Origin of the sequence: Bacillus mycoides, assembly GCF_001757995.1 — a bacterium.
GTDB classification, from domain to species: domain Bacteria; phylum Bacillota; class Bacilli; order Bacillales; family Bacillaceae_G; genus Bacillus_A; species Bacillus_A mycoides_B.
In genome coordinates this window covers 41020-59582 of the sequence record NZ_LXLV01000019.1, presented here as the reverse complement: position 1 = coordinate 59582, position 18563 = coordinate 41020, and the positions used below count along the sequence as shown (strand labels likewise).

The window sequence follows — 18563 nt, the reverse complement described above, 5'->3', positions numbered from 1 at the left end:
GCGATTTTTCGAATATATCGACTTATCGACAAATGACAACAAACAAAAAGGAAACACCACTACACGCTGGTGTTTCCTTTTTGTTTGTACCAATTATATATGCGAAGTGCATCTTCTTTTCGCATATGTTTTACTTCATAACCATGTCCCGCTACCGATACGGAAGCTGTACATAACCCGTCTTTCTTTTGAAAATACGACTGATTATATCCGACTACTTGAACATGCCTTCTTCGCATAATTCCTGTATATTTCGCAAGACGACGGTACACCATCGTTAATTGATTTTCTCTCATCATATAACCGCCGCTTGTATAACGAGCGTATGCGAATATTGTAAATACGATAAATAACGGTATAAGAGTGAACAATGCAATATGTTGTTTAAAATATATACTCCCACCAACGATTGGCACAGCGAACACAGCACTTGTAATCCAGCCCATTATGATGTAACGGCGCAATGCCGTTTTCGGTAAATGGACCATTTTCTCTTCCATTTCATATGGTAATTGCAAATATGTAAGTAACTGCTGTACATCTTTTTTCTTCATAAAAGGATGTAACATCACTTCATTCCCTGCCGCTTCTATACTTTGAATGACTTCTACTTCGACAGAACAATAACCGAAAGGCTGGCGGAGAATTCCTTCTTTCACAGTAATTGCTTGAATACGGTGAAGCTTTAAGACAAACTCTTTCTTATCAAATAACCCTTGAACGATGCGAACTTCATTTCCGTTTCGCTCTATTTTAAAGTTCGCATATTTTAACGCATATCCAATTGTAGAAATAACCCACGAAATGGCCATTAAAATCGCGGCCATAACGATTAATTCATATACACCGTTATCCATCACATACGCTTCCACTTTATTTATGAGCCATTTTGGAAGAAATTCATTAAACTCCGAGTAAATAAGAAGTAGTCCAGAAAATACTAATCCGAATCTACCAGATGTAATAGATGCGAATAAAATTTCTTTCGCTGTTAATTGGTAAACAGCCTCGTTTTCCTCTTCAAGTATCTCTTCAGTTACAACACTTTCTTTTTTATTCAATAAAGTAATGAGTTTCTTCGCCTCATCTTCTTTAATGCCAGCTAACATCACTTCCGGCTCACTACCGCCGCCCGCTACTTCAATATTTAATTTCGTAAGTCCGAGCAGTTGGTAAATGACATTAGAAGATGTACTAATGTTTTGCACACGGTCTTTATTTAAATAGCTTTCCTTTTTCACAAAGACACCGTGTTTTATATGTAAAATATTATTTTCAACCCAGTACACTTTGAAATACCATTTTACAGCTGAAAAAATAGCCATAACGAATAAAAGAAACAACAAAACAAAATAAAATAAATACCAAGGCTCGTTCTCATCAGAGCGAAATATTACAAGGAGGATAAAAGGCAATAAACCCACAATTCTAATACCTAATAAAATCGTGATTGGATGTTGCCTCTTATACATCCTCATCACTCACTTTCGCAAGTTCTCCAATTTGTCTTTTCAATTGTTCTGCTTCTTCTTTCGTTAAACCAGGAATACTATGGGAAGTTGCCGCTGTTGAAATATGTAATTCTGCTAAATTATACTTTCTCATAATCGGCCCTTGTTCAATCGTTACGTGCTGTACGCGGATCATCGGAATAAGTACGCGCTTTACAACGAACATTCCCTTTTGAATTTCAATCTCTTCTTCATTTAATCTGTAACTATAATAACGCTGACGTAAATTTGGAAATACAAAATAATCAAGTGGGATAAATGTAATAGCGCCTGTTACTAACAATCCAAACAACCAGCCCCACCAGTTAAAATTGATCATAAAAAAGAAATAGACAATTACGACTGCTAGTATAACTGCCGCTCCAATTACAGCGTGAATTCTCCACACTTTAAGCATATTAGAATGAATTTCCCTTTCTAACGGCTGCATCCCATCACTCCAATTATATGAATTTATTAATTATATATTAGTTGTTATATACAGTTTTATAAAATTATAGTTTTCACATCGTATCAAGTACTTCTTTAAAATTCCCCTCATTAATGGAATACACTTGAAACTGAATGTAATCTATTTCATTCGTATTAGGGCGAGCGTATGGCAAAATGTTAAATTTAGAAGCAGATCTTCCTAACATATCCGTAACCATAAGCGCAACATCTACATACTCAAAATCTATACGGAATACTACGGCTTCTCCCGTAAATTCATAATCTTTAATCGCGTCATAAAATTTATTCGCACTTATGAGCGTCACTTTTAGTAGTTGGTTTAAATTTTCTGGTTTGAAATTAATCATGGACACAACTCCTTTTCTTAATAAAACACTACGAAAATAGTGTGATCTTTTGCTTTCATAGCTTCACACATTCATTATATTAAAAATAAAGCTAGTTTTTTATAATTTTTTTGATATAATTACTTACGGGAAAAGGGAAGACATTTATCTTCCCTTGTGTTTTTTATTTGCATCTAGTACTTTTGCTAGATGCTTTTTTTATGCCATTCTACATGAAATTCGCGAGGGTGGGATAAATTTAAAATCACTGGAATACCTACTATAATTCATTTTTAAAAAGGAAAAGAGATAGATCGTATAGAAGGTGGTTTAAGAAAATAAAATAACCCTTTATGCTAACATGTTATAGAATTACACAAATAAAGATGTATACATATTTTCTTCATAAAAAGGAGGGCTATCATGGGAGTTTTAGGTTGGGTGATCATAGTGATTTGTATTTTATTTGGTGCATAGATAGCAGGAAGAAAATTCAAATAAATGCTTTAGTACGGTTAATTTAACGAAAAATCACACATTAAGAAAAAAGAAACAATATTTCCTCACCCCTACTACTCCTAAAACGTTGCCAATTCTTTAATCACTAAATAAAAAATGTTATTACTTCTCTTTCTATAAGTAATAACATTTTCTACCTATAAACTACTTAACAAATTTGCTTCCAACTAGCACCCTTCACATCTTCACTAGTCGGTTTTCTAACTAATCCCACACAACATTCCTCGCAAGCACCAAATGCAATGAAATTTCTCTGCGCTTGTCTTAACGAGGCCTTATTTGCTCCGCCTTCAAAGTCATGATCGTTAAACTGAACCTCATCATCTCCCCAATAACATATGTTACAAATTTCATATGTACCTGGTGGTTCTTCTTCTAACGTTTTATATCCGCAGCATGGACACGTGTATCTTTTCATTTTGTCACTCCATTATTAACTTGTTTTTTCTCCCATATATTCCGGTTCACAAAGAATGTAACAGCGCAAATCATAGTTATCCCCATGAAATACATCATTTGAAGAGTACGAACTTCTTCATATGCAGCTGGAACTCCTACCATTACAGACAAAAAGATAAAAACAATACTAAAAACTAAAAGTAGATATAATAATAAAGATATAATATAGCTTAGTTTAAATCGTAAAATGATACTTCTAAACAATAGCTCACCAAGTAGACAGCCACCTAAAATAATAGGTGCTCCAAAATACAATGTAAGGACTCCCATTTGCGAAGTAGATTGAATTACCTTTCCAAGTATGTTCGGCGAAGTCATCTCATTATTTTTTCCCATCCTATCATATAAATCAAGTACCGTTACTGAAATAAAGAAACTTAATATAGAAAATGAATACGGAATTAAAAATTTGCTCACTCTCATTCACCTCACTTTTTCCTTTACATATATTATTCATTATTTTCTATCATTTTTACATAAAAAAATAACCCTCTATGATAAAACATAGAGGGAAGAATTTCTATATAAAGTGAAACTTTAATCAGCTCGCACCAATCGGGCTTTTACTGCCCACAAATAGCGGGATAAAAACCTATACCTCATCCTGAAGTGAACCCCGAAAACAGAACACATATCAAAACACCTAAACCATCTGTTCCCTATATTCTTTAGGGGATAAGTGGTTTAGGTAGTTTATTAGAAAGTAGTACCTTCTTTTTTATAATATTCTTTTGAAATCTCTTCATAAAATGCTGCCGATGTCGTGTAAAAATAAGGTATTGACCATAGGAAACCGATTCCTACAGTAAGAATACTTAAAATGAACCAGCCAAGGAAACTTAAGCATAGTAAAAAGTAATCCATTTTATGCCCATCCATCATACGGCGACTTTCGGTAATTGCTTGATTCGCTGTGTATTCTGAATGATCATTCAAAATAAAATACGTCATAGAATAAGAAAATGATTTAATAATACCCGGGATAATAAGAAGTAATGTCCATAGAATCAAGTATACATACATTAGTAAATATGTTAAAAATGCCTTCATAAACTTACTTCCATCGCTAAACCATCTAAATAAATGACCAATACTAGCATTAGTCCCACGAATTACATTTAAAACAAGATAATAGGCGCCTATTGTTAACGGACCGATAACAAGCATTGCAATAATACTTACTGTAAGCGAATCACTTGCTTCTTTCCAACCCCAAAACATTGAGAAAACACCTGTGGTTAGAAGTTCAACAGCTCCAATAAGGATTCCAAGTAATAGAGTTGCACCTACTGCTAATCCCCATTTTCCTTTTAATGCATCAAGTGCTTCTCTTTTCAACTGACTTATCATATATAACCTCCTAATACTATTTCTATTTTAGTATACCATTTATATCAAAAATTTCACGAATTTCCCTGAAATAGAATCGTACTTCCTTTTTTCTGATACGTATTGATAAATGCGCGCTGTAGTTGTACTAATAGATTAAACTAAAGAAAACCTGGGCCAATTACAAACTACTCATTTTTCTATAACAAAAAGCCTGCCTTTCATAATAGGCAAGCCATTTCAATTAATTCTCACTTATTCTCTTCTTATACCAATCCTGCATTCTCTCCGCATCTTCTACTCTCGTATGCTCTAGTTTATAATTCGATGATGCACTAGAAAAATTATACGTACATAAATCCGCTCGGCGCTGGAAATATGATTGTGTTTTTTCAATTGATTGGACGTGTCTTCTTCTTACAAGTCCTGTATGTTTCCCAATACTACGATGTACAATCGTAATTTGTTCTCCATTTATACCGTAACCATTTGTTTTAAATGTTGCGTATCCAAGTGTAAAGATAAGGATAGCGAGTGGTAGTAAAGCCCACATAATGTAATACTTTTCAAAGTATATGCTGATTCCCGTAAGCGGGATTGCTAGCATTGCGAAGAATATAAAACTATCGATGAGATAACGGCGCAATGCCGCTTTTGGTAATGATGTAATATTTGTATTCAGTTCATATGGCAATTGTAAATGAGCGAGTAACTGTTGCACACGATCTTTTCGAATAATCGGATGCAGCGTAACTTTGTCTTTCTCTTCTCCCAATCCCTTACTTTGAATGACTTCGACTTGCACAGCACAATAACCGAACATCTGACGGAAAATGCCTTCTTTTATCGTAATCCCTTGAATGCGGTGTAACTTTAGTACAAGTTCTTTCCTTTCAAGTAATCCTTGAGAAATACGGACTTCATCGTTTTTTCGATTTACCGTGAAGTTTCCGTGTTTTAACGCATAACCAATTGTGGATATCATCCAAGAAACGACAAGTAAAATAGCTACCATGTAAATCCAGCCATATATATCATGATCCATTACATACGACTCTACGCTATTTTTTATCCATTTCGGAATGTACTCATCTACTTGGTTATAAACGAAAAATATTAAAAAGAATAGTAATCCAAATTGACCAGATGTAACAGATGCTAATAAAATTTCTTTCAAAGTTAATTTGTACTCTGTCGCTTGCTTTTCCTCTGTAACAATCTCTTTTTCTACTACTTCTTCTGATGTTTCTTCTGCTTTCACTTCTGGAGTTGGCTCATTTAGCAAAGTAATAAGCTCTGTTGCCTCTTCTACTGTAATACCAGCTAAGCTAACTTCTGCATCATCGCCTCCGCCAGCTGTTTCGATTTGAATTTTCTTTAAACCGAGCATTTGATATAACACGTTTGAACTTGTATTAATCGTTTGAACACGTTCTTTATTTAAGTAGCTCTCCTTCTTCACAAAGAGCCCTTGTTTAACATGTAATACGTTATTTTCAACCCAGTATGTTGTGTAATACCATTTTTCAAACGCTGAAAAAACGGTGAGTAAACCGAATCCAGCCGGAATTAAATACCAAAATGGAAACTTTCCGTTTAAACTAAACATGAAAATAAATAATGGTATAAAGTCTGTTATTTTTAATTCTAATAACATCGTAATGGGATGCTGCCTCTTATACATCCTCATCACTCACTTTCGCTAATTCTGCAATTCTCGTTTTTAACATTTCCGCTTCATACATCGTTAAGCCTGGAATGCTATGAGAAGTTGCCGCTGTTGAAATATGTAATTCTGCTAATCCATGTTTTCTCATAATTGGTCCTTGTTCAATTGTAACGTGCTGTACACGAATCATCGGTACTAATACGCGCTTTACGACGAAAAGACCGTGCTGAATTTCAAGCTCTTCTTCATTTAATTGATAGCTATAATAACGCTGACGTAGTTTCGGGAATACGAAGTACGAAAATGGTGCTAGCGCAACTGTTAACCCAACCATCACATACAAAATCCACGCCCACCAATCAAACTTTATCATGAGGAAAAGGTATACTAAGATGACGAGAATACCTATCCCTTCTTCAATTACAGCACGAATTTTCCACACCTTGACCATGTCAGGATGAATTTCATTTTTCAATGGATCCATGTAACCACTCCAAATCTATTAATCTAATATACGAATACTCTCAAACTATATTTTACATAACTTTACAGAAAATTGAAATTCAATTATCTTTCTTCTCAGGAATAAAATATCCGAACCAAAGTAACCACACGAAACCGATTAATGCAAACCAACCTTTATCCGCTTGAAAAGCTTCAATCATACCTGGAATTTTATACACTCCCACAAATCCAAGAAAACCGAGCCACCAATTTTTCTGCATTTTCATCTTCATTCCCCCTTCATTACGTTTTTCACATTTCGAATCCAAATTTCTTTATACTTTAACTGGAATCCTATTAATATGTAATTACTCATATTATCAATAACGAGCGCTAACGTATGCGCGTTTTCTTCTGTTGCATGTTGTGACACAACGCCAAGTTCCACACCTTGCTTCAATAAATCGTGGAATCCATTTAAGAAATCTTCTTGTATTTCAAATAAGCGTTTCTGATACTTTTCATTTCGCGTCGCAGTTACGATGAATTCATTTATAACTCGTAATATGCCTTCTTGACCTCTATACTCCGACAACATATGTAAACCATCTGCAATTAACTTTTCTTCAAAGTTTTCTTTCGTATATTGGTCTTTATCGAAGTAACCCACGAATTGATATCCAGAAAAAATCTCTTCAAATAAAAAATCAACTAACGCTTCTTTAGACGGAAAATGATAATAAATAGCTGGCTTTGATATGCCTACTTCTTTCGCAATCATTGAAAGACTCATCTTCTCAATGCCGTGCTCTGCCATTAATTTAAATGATGCCTCTACAATGTGCTGCGATGTTTGTAAATTTTTTGTCATACTGTACCTCTTTTATTTTTACTTACCGGTCGGTAAGTAAATTGTAAAATGAAAATGAATGATTTGCAAGTTAATCATCGTTTTAAAAGGAACTTCTTGATGAACCTAGAAAAATATAAAGTAAAAGCAACGTATAACAATAAGGGGGCCATTCATATGGGATATGGCGGTAAAGGTGGTAGTGGTAGCGGCGGCGGTGAAGATGGCCAAGATGGTAAGAGCGGTAGTAGTGGGCTTTTATTACTCATTCTTCTCTTTATCGTATTCATTATAATTGGAGCTAGTTATAGTGTGCTTAGCTTCTAAGAAAAGACACAATTCAGTTAGTTATAGTAGCGTAGAAAACTGAAACAGATTAAATTTTTCCTTTTTAAGGTTTCCTCACCAGTAAGCGCACGCAAAATAGAAAGCCCGGTTATATTTAACAGCCAGCGCTTTCTATTTTCAGTACTCTTATAATGTTTCAGCTATATTTCGCGTTCTGCCGCACATGTAAATCATTATTGATCATCCACAATAATATACGCTGTTCTAATTGGCCCATGTACACCTACGACAAGGTTCATTTCAATATCTGCGCTATTTGATGGACCAGAGACGAAGTTCACACAAGCCGGCAGGTTTTCTCCCGCTTTACTTTGATCATGAATCAGTTTTGTAGCTTGGGTTAATCTTGGTACGATCGTACTTTTAGGAACGATTGCAATATATGACTCTGGAAGCAAACTAACATGTCTTCCTTTTAACCCGTCATTAAATAGCACAACGGTTCCTGATTCCGCTAGAGTCATATCACTGAACGTAATGCCAAGGTCAGCAGCTTTCGCAAATTTTATGTCCTCTTCTTTATGATCTAATCCCCATGCACGAAAATTTGTTGTGCCTTCATTGTTGAAACATGAAGTAAGACCGTACTCATTAAAGCGCTCATCGTTCGAATACATAGCAGATTTGATATTCCATTCTTTTATAAAAGACCCCAATGTTTCAACAAGATTTTCCTTTGTTGTTCGCTTTACTTCTGTATGAATGACTTCGCAGTGCTCCATTAACTGTAATACAAGTTCGTCTTGCGAAAGTCCGTCAAAAACATTCCACTGCGGGGAAAAAGACCATGTCGGTTTTTTCACTGCTTCTGGACGTTTCCTACCAAGCTTTTCTGATAACTGAAGTAAAAATTCCTCACGATTTTGGATTGCCATCATCGTTCTCCTTTTCGTGTTTTTCAAACCACTCTCGAAACGGTTGTTTTTTCGGAACCGGAAAATCTCTCGCATCCGTCCAAGCTTTTAACGGCCCAATTCCACGCTCGATCTTATCTCCTTTTGCGAGAGGTTTTAATGCATACGGAGCGCTCTTCGCAGCAAAAGAAAATAGTCTAGGACTCTTCACCGCTTTTTCAAAACCTTTCATAGCCACGTTCCAAGCTATAGGTGATTGTTTTTCTTCTACAATGCGGCTGCGGTGTTTAATTAATAAGTCATGTAACGGGATTTTCACTGGACACGCTTCTGTACAAGCACCACAAAGGCTAGATGCATAAGGTAAATCCTTATATTCATCATATCCCCCTAAAAGCGGTGTCAACACAGCTCCAATTGGTCCTGGATAAATAGAGCCATATGCATGTCCACCAATATGCCTGTATACAGGACACACATTAATACATGCCGCGCAACGAATGCACTGAAGAACACTTTGGAATTCTGTTCCTACAATATCGGAACGACCATTATCAACAATGACTAAATGAAATTCCTCAGGCCCATCTGTCCCGCCAGGCTCAGTTAATCCTGTAATATAACTTGTTAACTTTTGTCCTACAGAACTTCGGCATAGAAGTGTTACTAAAACATCAAGCTCTTCCCACGTCGGAACAATACGCTCCATTCCCATAACTGTAATTAACGTTTTTGGAAGTGTCGTAGTAAGTCTTGCATTTCCTTCGTTTGCTACGATAGAAATTGACCCCGACTCTGCAACAGCAAAGTTACATCCAGTCACTCCTATATCCGCTGCAAAAAAATCATCACGTAAATACGATCTTACAAACCTCGCCATTTCCGTAGGATCAGATGTTCCAGTGTAATTTAACTTTGTTTTAAATATTTCACAAATGTGTGCTTTATCCTTGTGAAGACACGGAACAACAATATGCGAGGGAGGATCGTGGTCGTTCACTTGTAGAATAAATTCAGCAAGATCTGTTTCTAACACTTCCGCTCCAGCTTCTTCAATCGCTTCATTTAAACTAATCTCTTCTGTTACCATCGATTTTGATTTCACAATTTTTTTCGCATTTTTCTTTTTTACAATCTCTTTTACATATTCCCTTGCGTCTTCTGCAGTCTTTGCGAAATAAACAAAACCACCGTTTTTCTCAATATTTTCACTTAGCTGATGTAAATAATAATCAAGGTTTTCTAATGTGTGCTTTCGAATTTCTTCTCCTAAAGCTCGCCATTCCTCCCAATTCCCAAGACTCTCAGTAGCTTTTAATTTCTTGACTCTCAGACCATCTTGCGCTTTCCTGACAGCCTGTCGCATAAATTGATCCCCAATGCCTGTTTTAGTACGCTTATGAAAGGGATCGTTCCCAATTTTCATTCCCATCTCTATATCCCCCTCTTATTTTCGATCTTCATTTAATACTTGAGCAATATGTTTTACATCAATTGGATAACCATTACGTGTTAAACGTCCTTTTATATTCATTAAGCAGCTACAATCCATCCCAATTAACACTTCCGCACCGGTTTCCATAATATGCTTTACTTTTTCCTCAACCATTTGCTCAGAAATTTCTGGCATTTTCACTGAGAATGTACCCCCAAATCCGCAGCAATCATAATTATGTGGCAGTGAAACAACTTCCAGTCCCTTTACACATTTTAATAATTTTTGCGGTGGTTCCTTAATCCCCATTAATCGACCCATATGACAAGATGTATGAACCGTTGCTTTTTTATGAAGCTCCGCACCTAAGTCTTCTTTCCCTAATACTTCAACGAGAAATTGTGTGAATTCATACGTTTTATTGGCAAGTTTAGTAGCTTTTTTCTTCCACTCCGCTTCACTTTCAGAAAATAAGCTAGAAAACTCGTGAACCATCATAGCGCAAGACCCCGATGGTGCCACAACATATTCTGAACTGGAAAAGGCTTCAATCATATGTTTTGCAGCTGTTTTTGTTTCTTTAACATACCCGCTATTATAAGCAGGTTGTCCGCAGCAAGTTTGAGTTTTTGGAAAATCAACTTCACACCCTAAATCTTCAAGAATTTCCACAACATCTCTTCCTACTTCTGGATAAAAAACATCTGCAACACAAGTAATAAATATTGATACTTTCATATTTGCACCCCTAAATACAGTAAAGTAAGCTCAAGTAACTTTATAACCAAATCTACCTCATCTGTATATTATTGGTAAAAAATTTAAAAATATGAATAGAAATAACAAAAAAAGACTCTCAAATTTGAGCATAGCCATCAACTTAAAAAATACATTGTTCCCAAAACGAAAAAAACGAGTTGAATTCACATAAATAACTGTAGAAAAATTTAAAATTTTGTTTAGGGGGTACTTAAAGACCTTAGCTTGATGGGCATGGAGTATCACCACACGACTAGCCAGCACTCACACCCAAAAACAGGAGGGAAGGATAAAATGTAGTTTAAGGAGGGAAAAGAATGAAAAATGTACATAGATGGTTAAATTATTTTGGTTTTATATGTGTGTGCATGTCTAGCTTCGGTTTTGTTTCTCGTTGGATTTTTCGTGATGTGATTGCACTCGATCAATTACTTGTTTTGAGTATAGGAATTATTATTTTAATAACAGCGTTTTTTGTAAAACGTTGTAGTAAAGAGTTACGTGGTGATAAAGATTAATCGCTCTAAATGTAGTTTTAGAATTTCGCAATCGGACCATATTGTTGAATAAGGCTTATTGAATAATGACAGTTTATTTTAAGAAAGTAGATTGATACTATAGTAAATAATACTTTCCTTAACCCTGTACTATAGTACAGGGTTTATACTTTATATGAGGTGAGATAGATGCAATATCTTATTGGAGAACTGGCTGAAAAGTGTGGCGTTAACACGGAGACCATTCGATACAAATGGTCGATCACAATGAAGCAAAGTGCGGTGACATATATGATTTCACTGTTCTTAAATTAGAGGACATCCAACGTAAAATTCAAGACCTAAAAAAAATTAAACAAATGTTGATAGACCTTCAAGAAAGATGTCCCGAAAACAAAGATATTTACGAATGTCCTATTATCGAAACTTTAATAGATTCAGAAAAGAAAGCAGAAGAATATTTATAAAAATAATAAATTGTAAAGGTGGAAGAATAATGGAAGATTGTTGTAGTAACCTTAAAGGAATAAAAATTGAAAATAATGGTCATTGTCCATCATGTAAAAATAAAGCTAAGAATGTAAAGTTGATTACACTAAAATCATTGCTTAAACCATCTGCATTAGAAACATTAAATGCTAAAGAAAATCACTATTTTTGTTCAAACGAAGATTGTGATGTAGTCTATTTTGATACGAATAATAAAAAATACTTTGTATCTGACATAAAGGTAGCTGTAAATCAAAAAGATGACTCAGCAACTACACCAATTTGTTATTGTTTTGATTGGACAAAAGAAAAAATCAAACAATATGTGGAAAATGGACTTACTCCTAATCCAGTAGAGCATATTCGCGAAAACATAAGAGAAAACCGATGTGGTTGTGAAGTAAACAATCCACAAGGTAGTTGTTGTTTAGGCAATGTTACAACTTATATTAGAAAAATGTCATAAGGAACTTAAATGTTGCTTTTTTTCACCAAAATACTTGGGGGTATTTCAAGATTTCAAGTTGATGGGCATGTGACGGCGCCTCATGCTCACCAAGCTAGTTAGTGTATGTTAAGTAAACATTATGGATTTGTATATCTCATCCATCCACTTTCAGATTGTTTCGCTTTATACTTCCCATAAGACAGAAGCTTCATTGCCGAGCGATTGGCCGCATGAAAAACCAAGTTCAGCTTCCATTCTTCCTCCATTTCACTGGGATAGGTGGTGGATTCATAAACATAATAACCCGCCATGATACAAGGGACTACTTGCTCCGGTTCAAATCCATAAGCAGTTGCATCATCCACAACCAAATCAATGATGCATCGGTTTCCATCTTTAACTTTTTTCTGGAGTAATTTTTTTACCGATTCTGGTACTAATTCTAATATTTTATCCTTCATGTCAGTCACCTCATCTTTTATCATGTCCAGATAGCCTGGGGATATGTGTCAAACAGCAGGAAAGTCCAACCGTAATTGCACAGGTTTAACAAGATCTTAAGGACTATATCACCTTAAAAGGGAAAATGGCTTTAAATCCAAGAAATCTGGTGAGACAGGGAGAAACGTATTCGTTCATTTTGCAGTCGATTGGAACGGAACAATTTAAATGTAGGAAAACGTGTCGTGTCTAAAGTGGACAACCTATGTTTCTATGATTCTCCATATTGGCAGGATAATAATGTTGTAGGCATCTGTAGATGCAGGATTAGGATTTACTATAGACACAAAAGTAACTGTCAATGGATCCACAATATAAAATACACAACAGCAAAGGCAAAACTAAAAGGCATGAGCCCGGTACAATACCGGACCCATGCCCAAGAAGCTGCCTAATGAAATAACGTGTCTAACTTTTAGATGTCACTTTGTGGCCATAAAACAAAGTTTGATAAAAGGATGATTTAATTGAATATAGAAAAAGCGTGTTTTGAACAATCTTTTTTCGAACCACGCTTTTTTTATTTGCTCCTTTATCAAGGTTTATTAAGTTAATTTAATCAAACTTTATTCCAAGGCCACACTTAGTTCTATGTATAAATTAAAAAGAAAAGAGGAGGTTCCTCCTTTTCTTCTTTGTTGGGTGAATATTATTTTACGTCGATTACACTTGAAAACTGTAGTTTCATCTTGTTATAAAAAGAATCCGTGCATATCACAGCACTATTTAGCAGATCAATATCAACAATAGTCATATAGCTAGTGAGTAAATAATCGTCTTCATGATAAAAGCTTTTGATATCATTACAAAATGTGAAATTATTCACTAATCGAGACATAGAAAACATTAATGCCTTCCTCCGACTTGAGCCATCTTAATTTTAATAATATGTATTGGACTCCCATCCATTATCATTGTATCACGCTAGTGTATAGCGGTTATTGAAGGATGTTTGGAGATAGATATCGCTGTAGTTCTTCAGCGAATAAACGAAACTCATCCTGAATCGAAAGATTCATAAAAAAAAGTCATCCTTTCTGTATATTTCTACAAAAAGAATAACGTTTTCTGTGAATTATGGATATAAATTTATCTTAGGTTGATAGTGATGTATGGTGACCCCATATACATAAATACATTTTGTCGAGATTATTAAAAAGGGGACAAAACAATAAAGGCTTTTCTGAAAAAGGGTTGCGCAAAATGCGCAATGTACTGGCGCAGCATGTCGATTCTGGAAAGATTCCTGGGCTCGTCGCCTTAGTCAGCCGAAACGGCGAGACGCACGTCGAAGCGCTTGGAACAATGAGGCATGATGGTGGCGCACCAATGCGTCGGGACACAATCTTTCGATTGGCGTCCACTAGCAAGCCGATCGCAGTTTCACCGGTAATGGTTCTGCTCGACGAGTGCAAACTGCATTTGGACGACCCAGTAGACAAATGGCTGCCCGAACTCGCCGACCGGCAGGTGTTGAAACAGCCCGATGGTCCGCTGGAAGAGACCGTCCCAGCACGGCGTCCTATCACTGTACGAGACCTGTTGACCTCCACATTCGGGCTCGGAGTGGATCTCACGTTGATGGGTTCTCCGATCATGAACGCGTTCTTCGAGAGTGGGATATTCGACACGCCAGGGCAGGATATGCCCGATCCAGATGAGTTTATGTGTCGTCTAGGTGCACTTCCGCTAAGCTACCAGCCCGGAGAGCGGTGGCAGTATCATATCAGTATTGAAGTGCTCGGCGTGCTTGTTGCCAGGGTCACGGGTCAGACCTTCGAGTCGTTCCTACGCGAACGCATCTTCGATCCACTGGGAATGAAGGACACTGGTTTCTACGTGCCTGAGCGCAAGATTGACCGGCTTCCACCTGCCTTCAACCCCGATCCGCAGACAGGTGAGTTCATCGTGTGGGATGAGGGTGCAGGCGGACGTTACAGCAAACCTCCAGCATTCCAAGCAGGCGGTGGTGGGCTGCTCGCAACCGTCGACGATTATCACGCGTATTTGCAGATGCTGTTGAACAAAGGGATGCACGGAACCAAACGGATCCTGTCTAGGCCCGCAGTCCAACTGATGACCACCAATCGTCTTACTCCTAAACAACAAGTATACCGAGACGATTTGGCCAAAAACAACGTCCATTTGTCGTTTGGACAAGGGATACAAGGCGGCTGGGGCTTTGGGATGGCGGTGCGTACCTACCTTGGAGACTACGCTTCTATCGGTCAGTTCGGCTGGGATGGTGGAACCGGCACTGCAGCTTACGCTGATCCAGACAAACAGTTTACTGGAATCCTGTTCACTCAGGTTGGGATGTCCACTCCGGACTCATCGCATCTTATCCAAGACTTCTGGACCATGGTCTACCAAGCAATCGAAGACTGAAACCGAATTTAGGTATTGTTTAAAGGAAAAAGCCAAGACGGATGCATACTCATAGGCTTGGCGTATATTTTTTAATTTTATATTATAATATTATTCCATCCATTTTGATGATGATGCCCTCAACTATCCGAGAAAAACTGCTTTTATTAATAGATATTAGGGGTCCTGCCACATGCCCATCAAGCTAAGAATTTAGAACTACCCCCTAAACGATAAATCTGTACAAATTGCTCAATTTTATCGTTTGGGGGTAGTTTATTTGTGTTAAGTTGATGGCGATGTAGCGAGACCCCACTTATAAGTAATTAATTAGAGGTGGTAAAGATATTGTTATGGTTTAATAAGATTTCCGTAAATATATTATAGGGATTGCGCTCCATTCCTTCATCCTTCAGGAAATAATAAATATAAATAAAAAGAAGGCATCCTAAATTAAACATTTAGGATGCTTTCTTTTTTATAAAGCAAATCAATTTCTATTAAGTAATCGCATACGATAACAATTCATCGTTACTTCCCCAAGCCTTTGCAATAATTGATAATTCGCATATGCGCCGACCGGGGCACCGATGATCGGGACGAGCTGAAGCATTTTCGCTAAATCGATATAGTCTCGGTACTCTGTTTGGAATTTTTCCCAGTCCATATGATTTTCTTCTTCTGTATCCCACGTTTCAATTACTTTCCATATCTCTTTTCTATGGTCATCACTCGAAAAAGCAAGTTGGAAAACGTGAAGGATAAAAAGACGCTCTTCTTGTTTACTCGTATCAAATCCGTACAATGTTGCTGCATCAAATAAAAATTTTATTTTAATGGTCAGTAATAACGGGAAATCAGCAAGGCCAAGAAGAATACCACCTGCTCCCGTTCCTGCTCCTTCTGCCGCTGCGACTTTTTTGTACTCATCCATTTTTTTACGTACTTCATCGTCTCGTCTTTGCAGTGACCAGTTCGTTTCTTTTAGCTTCGGTTTTATGAAGTTTGATCCAGCACTAATTGTTTGTACCATCATCCGAATCGTTTCTGTTAGTACCTTTTGTACTTTCGCGGGTACTAGTTGTTGCACTTTCACCTGCACTTTTTTAGAGAACCGTGTCATCATAGAAGAATCTTTCATGAATGTAGCTTTCCACTGCTCCAATTCTTTTATAACTTTCTCTTCATATGTAATCATAGGTTCATTCCTTTCAATTTAAACGCTCAATGCGTTTCGCACCGTATTGATAAACGAAACCAATACTAAATAATATGCTTACTACAAATAAAATGCCGGTCATCATGAAATTTTTCGTCGCAAGTGCAAATATAACTGTAAATACAACACTACCGATGATAAGAATCGCATTTAATAAAGTAAGAAAATCTTTCTTCTTCTCATCTCCCCCTACTGGATATAAATCAAGCCAAATTTTCATGCGGTGATGTTTCCAAAGGGTTAATAGCTGATAGCCGATTAAGTATAAGAAAATAAGACTTACGATAAAGCGTCCATATAAAAATGGGATGAAGTAAAGAATAACTCCTCCAAGAGCGAGTAAACGCACATATAAGCCGAAATAGTTACCTGATCTTAAAAATGTTCTCGTATATAAGTATAAATATGTACGTTTCTCACCGATCATCGAAAGAATGAAATCAAGCCATTTTCGGCGTGATACTCTCTCTTTTAATGCTGGTACATCAACGAACATATTCGCAATGCGGTATAGTAGCATCATCTTTTTACCTTCTTCAGAAATTAAATACTCCCAGTTTAGCGGCTTTCCCTTCACCTTTTGATGCATAACAGCAAGGTATAGCGCCATAAGAAAGACAATCACACCGGTAAAAATGACTGAAGTACGTTCTACAAGGAAGTACACAAATAAGCCGTTTAAGATAAAACGAATGAACCAATCTGCTTTTTGAACGCTTTGATCTGTTAAAAATGATTTTTCCCACGCTACGAACAAATTCCATGCTTTTACAATGACAAACGCAATTACAATCCATATGTAAGCCGCTCCTGTTTGTTTCATTTGCTGGAAGTATAACGGGGCAAGCGCAGCGGCTACGATTGCGATTATGTATAACTGAATCATAAACGTAAAGAGAAATGCCTTTGTAAAGTAAGGCTTTAACTTTTCTTCAACTGGCAGTAAATAAACGAGGTCCGCTTCTTTTAATAACGTTTGGATTGACCCAGCTGTTAATACAAGGCCCAGTAAGACTGCCATAACAATCGCTGTCGGAAACGAAGGTGTTAACGTTTGTAACCATTGCTGGTAATAATACGCCCCTGCGCCGATGATAAATACGAAAATAAATTTCAAATGATCATTAAATACGTATTTACTATATGTACGAACTTCTTTTAGAAAGTGCCGAAATCGTTCTTTCCATAACGCTGTGCTATTCATAATCTTCTTCCTTTGTTAACGCAATGTAAATATCATCTAACGTTGCACCTGGCATATTAAACCCGGATTGAAGTTCTGATAATGTTCCCATCGCTCTCACTTCACCTTGATGCAAAATAATAAATGAATCACAATAGCGCTCTGCTGTCGCTAAAATATGTGTACTCATTAAGATGCCCGCACCGCTCTTTTTCATTTGATCCATCATTTGAAGGAGTGATTGAATCGCTAACGGATCAAGCCCAACGAAAGGTTCGTCCACAATGTAAAGTGATGGTTCAACTAAAAATGCACTCATAATCATCACTTTTTGTTTCATCCCTTTTGAGAAATGAGACGGAAACCATTTCAAACGATTTTTCATGCGAAACTCTTGTAATAATTGTCCTACGCGTTCTTCATATTGTTTTTCATCTACACCGTACGCCATCGCTGTTAATTTCAAATGCTCTTCTAACGTTAACTCATCATATAATACTGGCGTTTCTGGAATGAAGGAAAAACTAGAACGGTACGCTGTCATATCATCACGAATTGTTTTCCCGTTAATTGTGACAGTTCCTTTTTTCGGTTCCATTAAACCGATGATATGTTTAATTGTCGTACTTTTACCAGCTCCATTTAAACCGATTAAGCCGACAAGCTCGCCTTTATTCACAGAGAACGAAACATTTTGCAGTACAGGTCGTTTCGTATATCCTCCTGTAACATTTTCTACACGCAATAACTCGCTCATACGACACCACTTTCTTCATTAGTATTCATTCTATATTCATCTTACCAAAAATGGCGCTGTACCACATAGTATCGATGTCTTAAAAAAAATTTAAATTTCTTGGCATATATTTTTAAGAAAGCGGACATCATAATTAGTGAGGAAGG

General features: G+C 36.7%; 22 protein-coding genes and 2 pseudogenes. 6 read left to right on the top strand and 18 right to left on the bottom strand.

The features are described 5' to 3' along the window. Positions 1-59: 59 nt before the first annotated feature. The 10 genes from BWGOE10_RS05210 to BWGOE10_RS05170 form a co-directional block, all read right to left on the bottom strand. Positions 60-1472 (bottom strand): PH domain-containing protein, encoded by a 1413-nt coding sequence (locus tag BWGOE10_RS05210; protein ID WP_070141193.1) that lies wholly within the window; start codon positions 1470-1472, stop codon positions 60-62. Next, positions 1465-1941 (bottom strand): PH domain-containing protein, encoded by a 477-nt coding sequence (locus BWGOE10_RS05205; RefSeq protein ID WP_070141192.1) that lies wholly within the window; start codon positions 1939-1941, stop codon positions 1465-1467. Before BWGOE10_RS05205 ends, BWGOE10_RS05210 begins: the two co-directional genes overlap by 8 nt. A 73-nt stretch (positions 1942-2014) precedes the next feature. Further along, positions 2015-2311, bottom strand: a complete 297-nt coding sequence (locus BWGOE10_RS05200; RefSeq protein WP_070141191.1) for a protoporphyrinogen oxidase — start codon at positions 2309-2311, stop codon at positions 2015-2017. Positions 2312-2957: 646 nt separating this feature from the next. Continuing rightward, positions 2958-3227, bottom strand: a complete 270-nt coding sequence (locus tag BWGOE10_RS05195) for a CPCC family cysteine-rich protein (protein WP_070141190.1) — start codon at positions 3225-3227, stop codon at positions 2958-2960. Next, positions 3224-3685 carry a hypothetical protein gene (locus BWGOE10_RS05190; protein ID WP_070141189.1) on the bottom strand — a complete coding sequence of 154 codons (462 nt, stop codon included), beginning with the start codon at positions 3683-3685 and terminating at the stop codon, positions 3224-3226. The genes BWGOE10_RS05195 and BWGOE10_RS05190 overlap by 4 nt, the downstream gene beginning before the upstream one ends. A gap of 279 nt (positions 3686-3964) precedes the next feature. Next, positions 3965-4618 carry a DUF975 family protein gene (locus BWGOE10_RS05185; protein WP_070141188.1) on the bottom strand — a complete coding sequence of 218 codons (654 nt, stop codon included), beginning with the start codon at positions 4616-4618 and terminating at the stop codon, positions 3965-3967. A gap of 223 nt (positions 4619-4841) precedes the next feature. Further along, a complete protein-coding gene (locus tag BWGOE10_RS05180) occupies positions 4842-6281 on the bottom strand; it encodes a PH domain-containing protein (protein ID WP_070141187.1) in 1440 nt (479 codons plus the stop codon). Next, complete coding sequence (locus BWGOE10_RS05175; RefSeq protein ID WP_000371347.1) at positions 6274-6750, bottom strand: PH domain-containing protein; 477 nt, start codon at positions 6748-6750, stop codon at positions 6274-6276. The genes BWGOE10_RS05180 and BWGOE10_RS05175 overlap by 8 nt, the downstream gene beginning before the upstream one ends. 79 nt (positions 6751-6829) lie before the next feature. Further along, on the bottom strand, positions 6830-6997 hold the full coding sequence (locus BWGOE10_RS32750; protein ID WP_171903096.1) for a hypothetical protein: 168 nt from the start codon (positions 6995-6997) through the stop codon (positions 6830-6832). Positions 6998-6999: 2 nt separating this feature from the next. Then, entirely contained in the window at positions 7000-7581 is a 582-nt protein-coding gene (locus BWGOE10_RS05170) for a TetR/AcrR family transcriptional regulator (RefSeq protein ID WP_070141186.1), read from the bottom strand. A gap of 156 nt (positions 7582-7737) precedes the next feature. On the opposite strand from BWGOE10_RS05170, the gene BWGOE10_RS05165 reads away from it, so the two are divergent. Continuing rightward, positions 7738-7887: a sporulation protein YjcZ gene (locus BWGOE10_RS05165; RefSeq protein WP_100246320.1), complete on the top strand. Its 150-nt coding sequence runs from the start codon at positions 7738-7740 to the stop codon at positions 7885-7887. A 194-nt stretch (positions 7888-8081) separates the two neighbouring features. On the opposite strand, the gene BWGOE10_RS05160 is transcribed toward BWGOE10_RS05165, so the two are convergent. Genes BWGOE10_RS05160 through BWGOE10_RS05150 form a run of 3 tightly spaced genes read right to left on the bottom strand, consistent with a single transcriptional unit; the run spans position 8082 to position 10935 of the window. After that, complete coding sequence (locus BWGOE10_RS05160) at positions 8082-8783, bottom strand: LutC/YkgG family protein (protein WP_070141184.1); 702 nt, start codon at positions 8781-8783, stop codon at positions 8082-8084. Continuing rightward, positions 8764-10194 carry a LutB/LldF family L-lactate oxidation iron-sulfur protein gene (locus BWGOE10_RS05155; protein ID WP_070141183.1) on the bottom strand — a complete coding sequence of 477 codons (1431 nt, stop codon included), beginning with the start codon at positions 10192-10194 and terminating at the stop codon, positions 8764-8766. Before BWGOE10_RS05155 ends, BWGOE10_RS05160 begins: the two co-directional genes overlap by 20 nt. A 15-nt stretch (positions 10195-10209) precedes the next feature. Next, complete coding sequence (locus BWGOE10_RS05150) at positions 10210-10935, bottom strand: (Fe-S)-binding protein (protein WP_070141182.1); 726 nt, start codon at positions 10933-10935, stop codon at positions 10210-10212. A gap of 338 nt (positions 10936-11273) precedes the next feature. Between BWGOE10_RS05150 and BWGOE10_RS05145 the strand changes: the two genes are divergently transcribed. The 3 genes from BWGOE10_RS05145 (at position 11274) to BWGOE10_RS05135 (ending at position 12408) form a co-directional block, all read left to right on the top strand. Further along, positions 11274-11474 carry a hypothetical protein gene (locus tag BWGOE10_RS05145; protein WP_070141181.1) on the top strand — a complete coding sequence of 67 codons (201 nt, stop codon included), beginning with the start codon at positions 11274-11276 and terminating at the stop codon, positions 11472-11474. 168 nt (positions 11475-11642) lie between these two features. Further along, a complete protein-coding gene (locus BWGOE10_RS33920; protein WP_415858223.1) occupies positions 11643-11768 on the top strand; it encodes a transcriptional regulator in 126 nt (41 codons plus the stop codon). A gap of 181 nt (positions 11769-11949) precedes the next feature. Beyond that, complete coding sequence (locus BWGOE10_RS05135) at positions 11950-12408, top strand: putative iron-sulfur cluster-binding metallochaperone (RefSeq protein WP_000389113.1); 459 nt, start codon at positions 11950-11952, stop codon at positions 12406-12408. 119 nt (positions 12409-12527) lie between these two features. Here BWGOE10_RS05135 and BWGOE10_RS05130 read toward each other — a convergent pair whose 3' ends face one another. Continuing rightward, positions 12528-12851 carry a hypothetical protein gene (locus BWGOE10_RS05130; RefSeq protein WP_070141180.1) on the bottom strand — a complete coding sequence of 108 codons (324 nt, stop codon included), beginning with the start codon at positions 12849-12851 and terminating at the stop codon, positions 12528-12530. A gap of 210 nt (positions 12852-13061) precedes the next feature. Between BWGOE10_RS05130 and BWGOE10_RS33250 the strand changes: the two are divergent. Continuing rightward, positions 13062-13294 (top strand): annotated as a pseudogene (locus BWGOE10_RS33250) (hypothetical protein); the annotation flags it as partial. Between the two features lie 246 nt (positions 13295-13540). Here BWGOE10_RS33250 and BWGOE10_RS05125 read toward each other — a convergent pair. After that, positions 13541-13750, bottom strand: a pseudogene (locus BWGOE10_RS05125) (YolD-like family protein); the annotation flags it as partial. A gap of 344 nt (positions 13751-14094) precedes the next feature. Between BWGOE10_RS05125 and BWGOE10_RS05120 the strand changes: the two are divergent. Beyond that, positions 14095-15279, top strand: a complete 1185-nt coding sequence (locus BWGOE10_RS05120; protein WP_070141178.1) for a serine hydrolase domain-containing protein — start codon at positions 14095-14097, stop codon at positions 15277-15279. A 469-nt stretch (positions 15280-15748) separates the two neighbouring features. Here BWGOE10_RS05120 and ecsC read toward each other — a convergent pair whose 3' ends face one another. The 3 genes from ecsC to ecsA are packed head-to-tail and all read right to left on the bottom strand — an operon-like array spanning position 15749 to position 18417. Further along, positions 15749-16456 carry an ecs operon protein EcsC gene (gene ecsC / locus BWGOE10_RS05115; RefSeq protein WP_070141177.1) on the bottom strand — a complete coding sequence of 236 codons (708 nt, stop codon included), beginning with the start codon at positions 16454-16456 and terminating at the stop codon, positions 15749-15751. Positions 16457-16469: 13 nt separating this feature from the next. Next, on the bottom strand, positions 16470-17681 hold the full coding sequence (locus tag BWGOE10_RS05110) for an ABC transporter permease (RefSeq protein ID WP_070141176.1): 1212 nt from the start codon (positions 17679-17681) through the stop codon (positions 16470-16472). Beyond that, a complete protein-coding gene (gene ecsA, locus BWGOE10_RS05105; protein ID WP_001292616.1) occupies positions 17674-18417 on the bottom strand; it encodes an ABC transporter ATP-binding protein EcsA in 744 nt (247 codons plus the stop codon). Before ecsA ends, BWGOE10_RS05110 begins: the two co-directional genes overlap by 8 nt. Between the last annotated feature and the right edge of the window lie 146 nt (positions 18418-18563).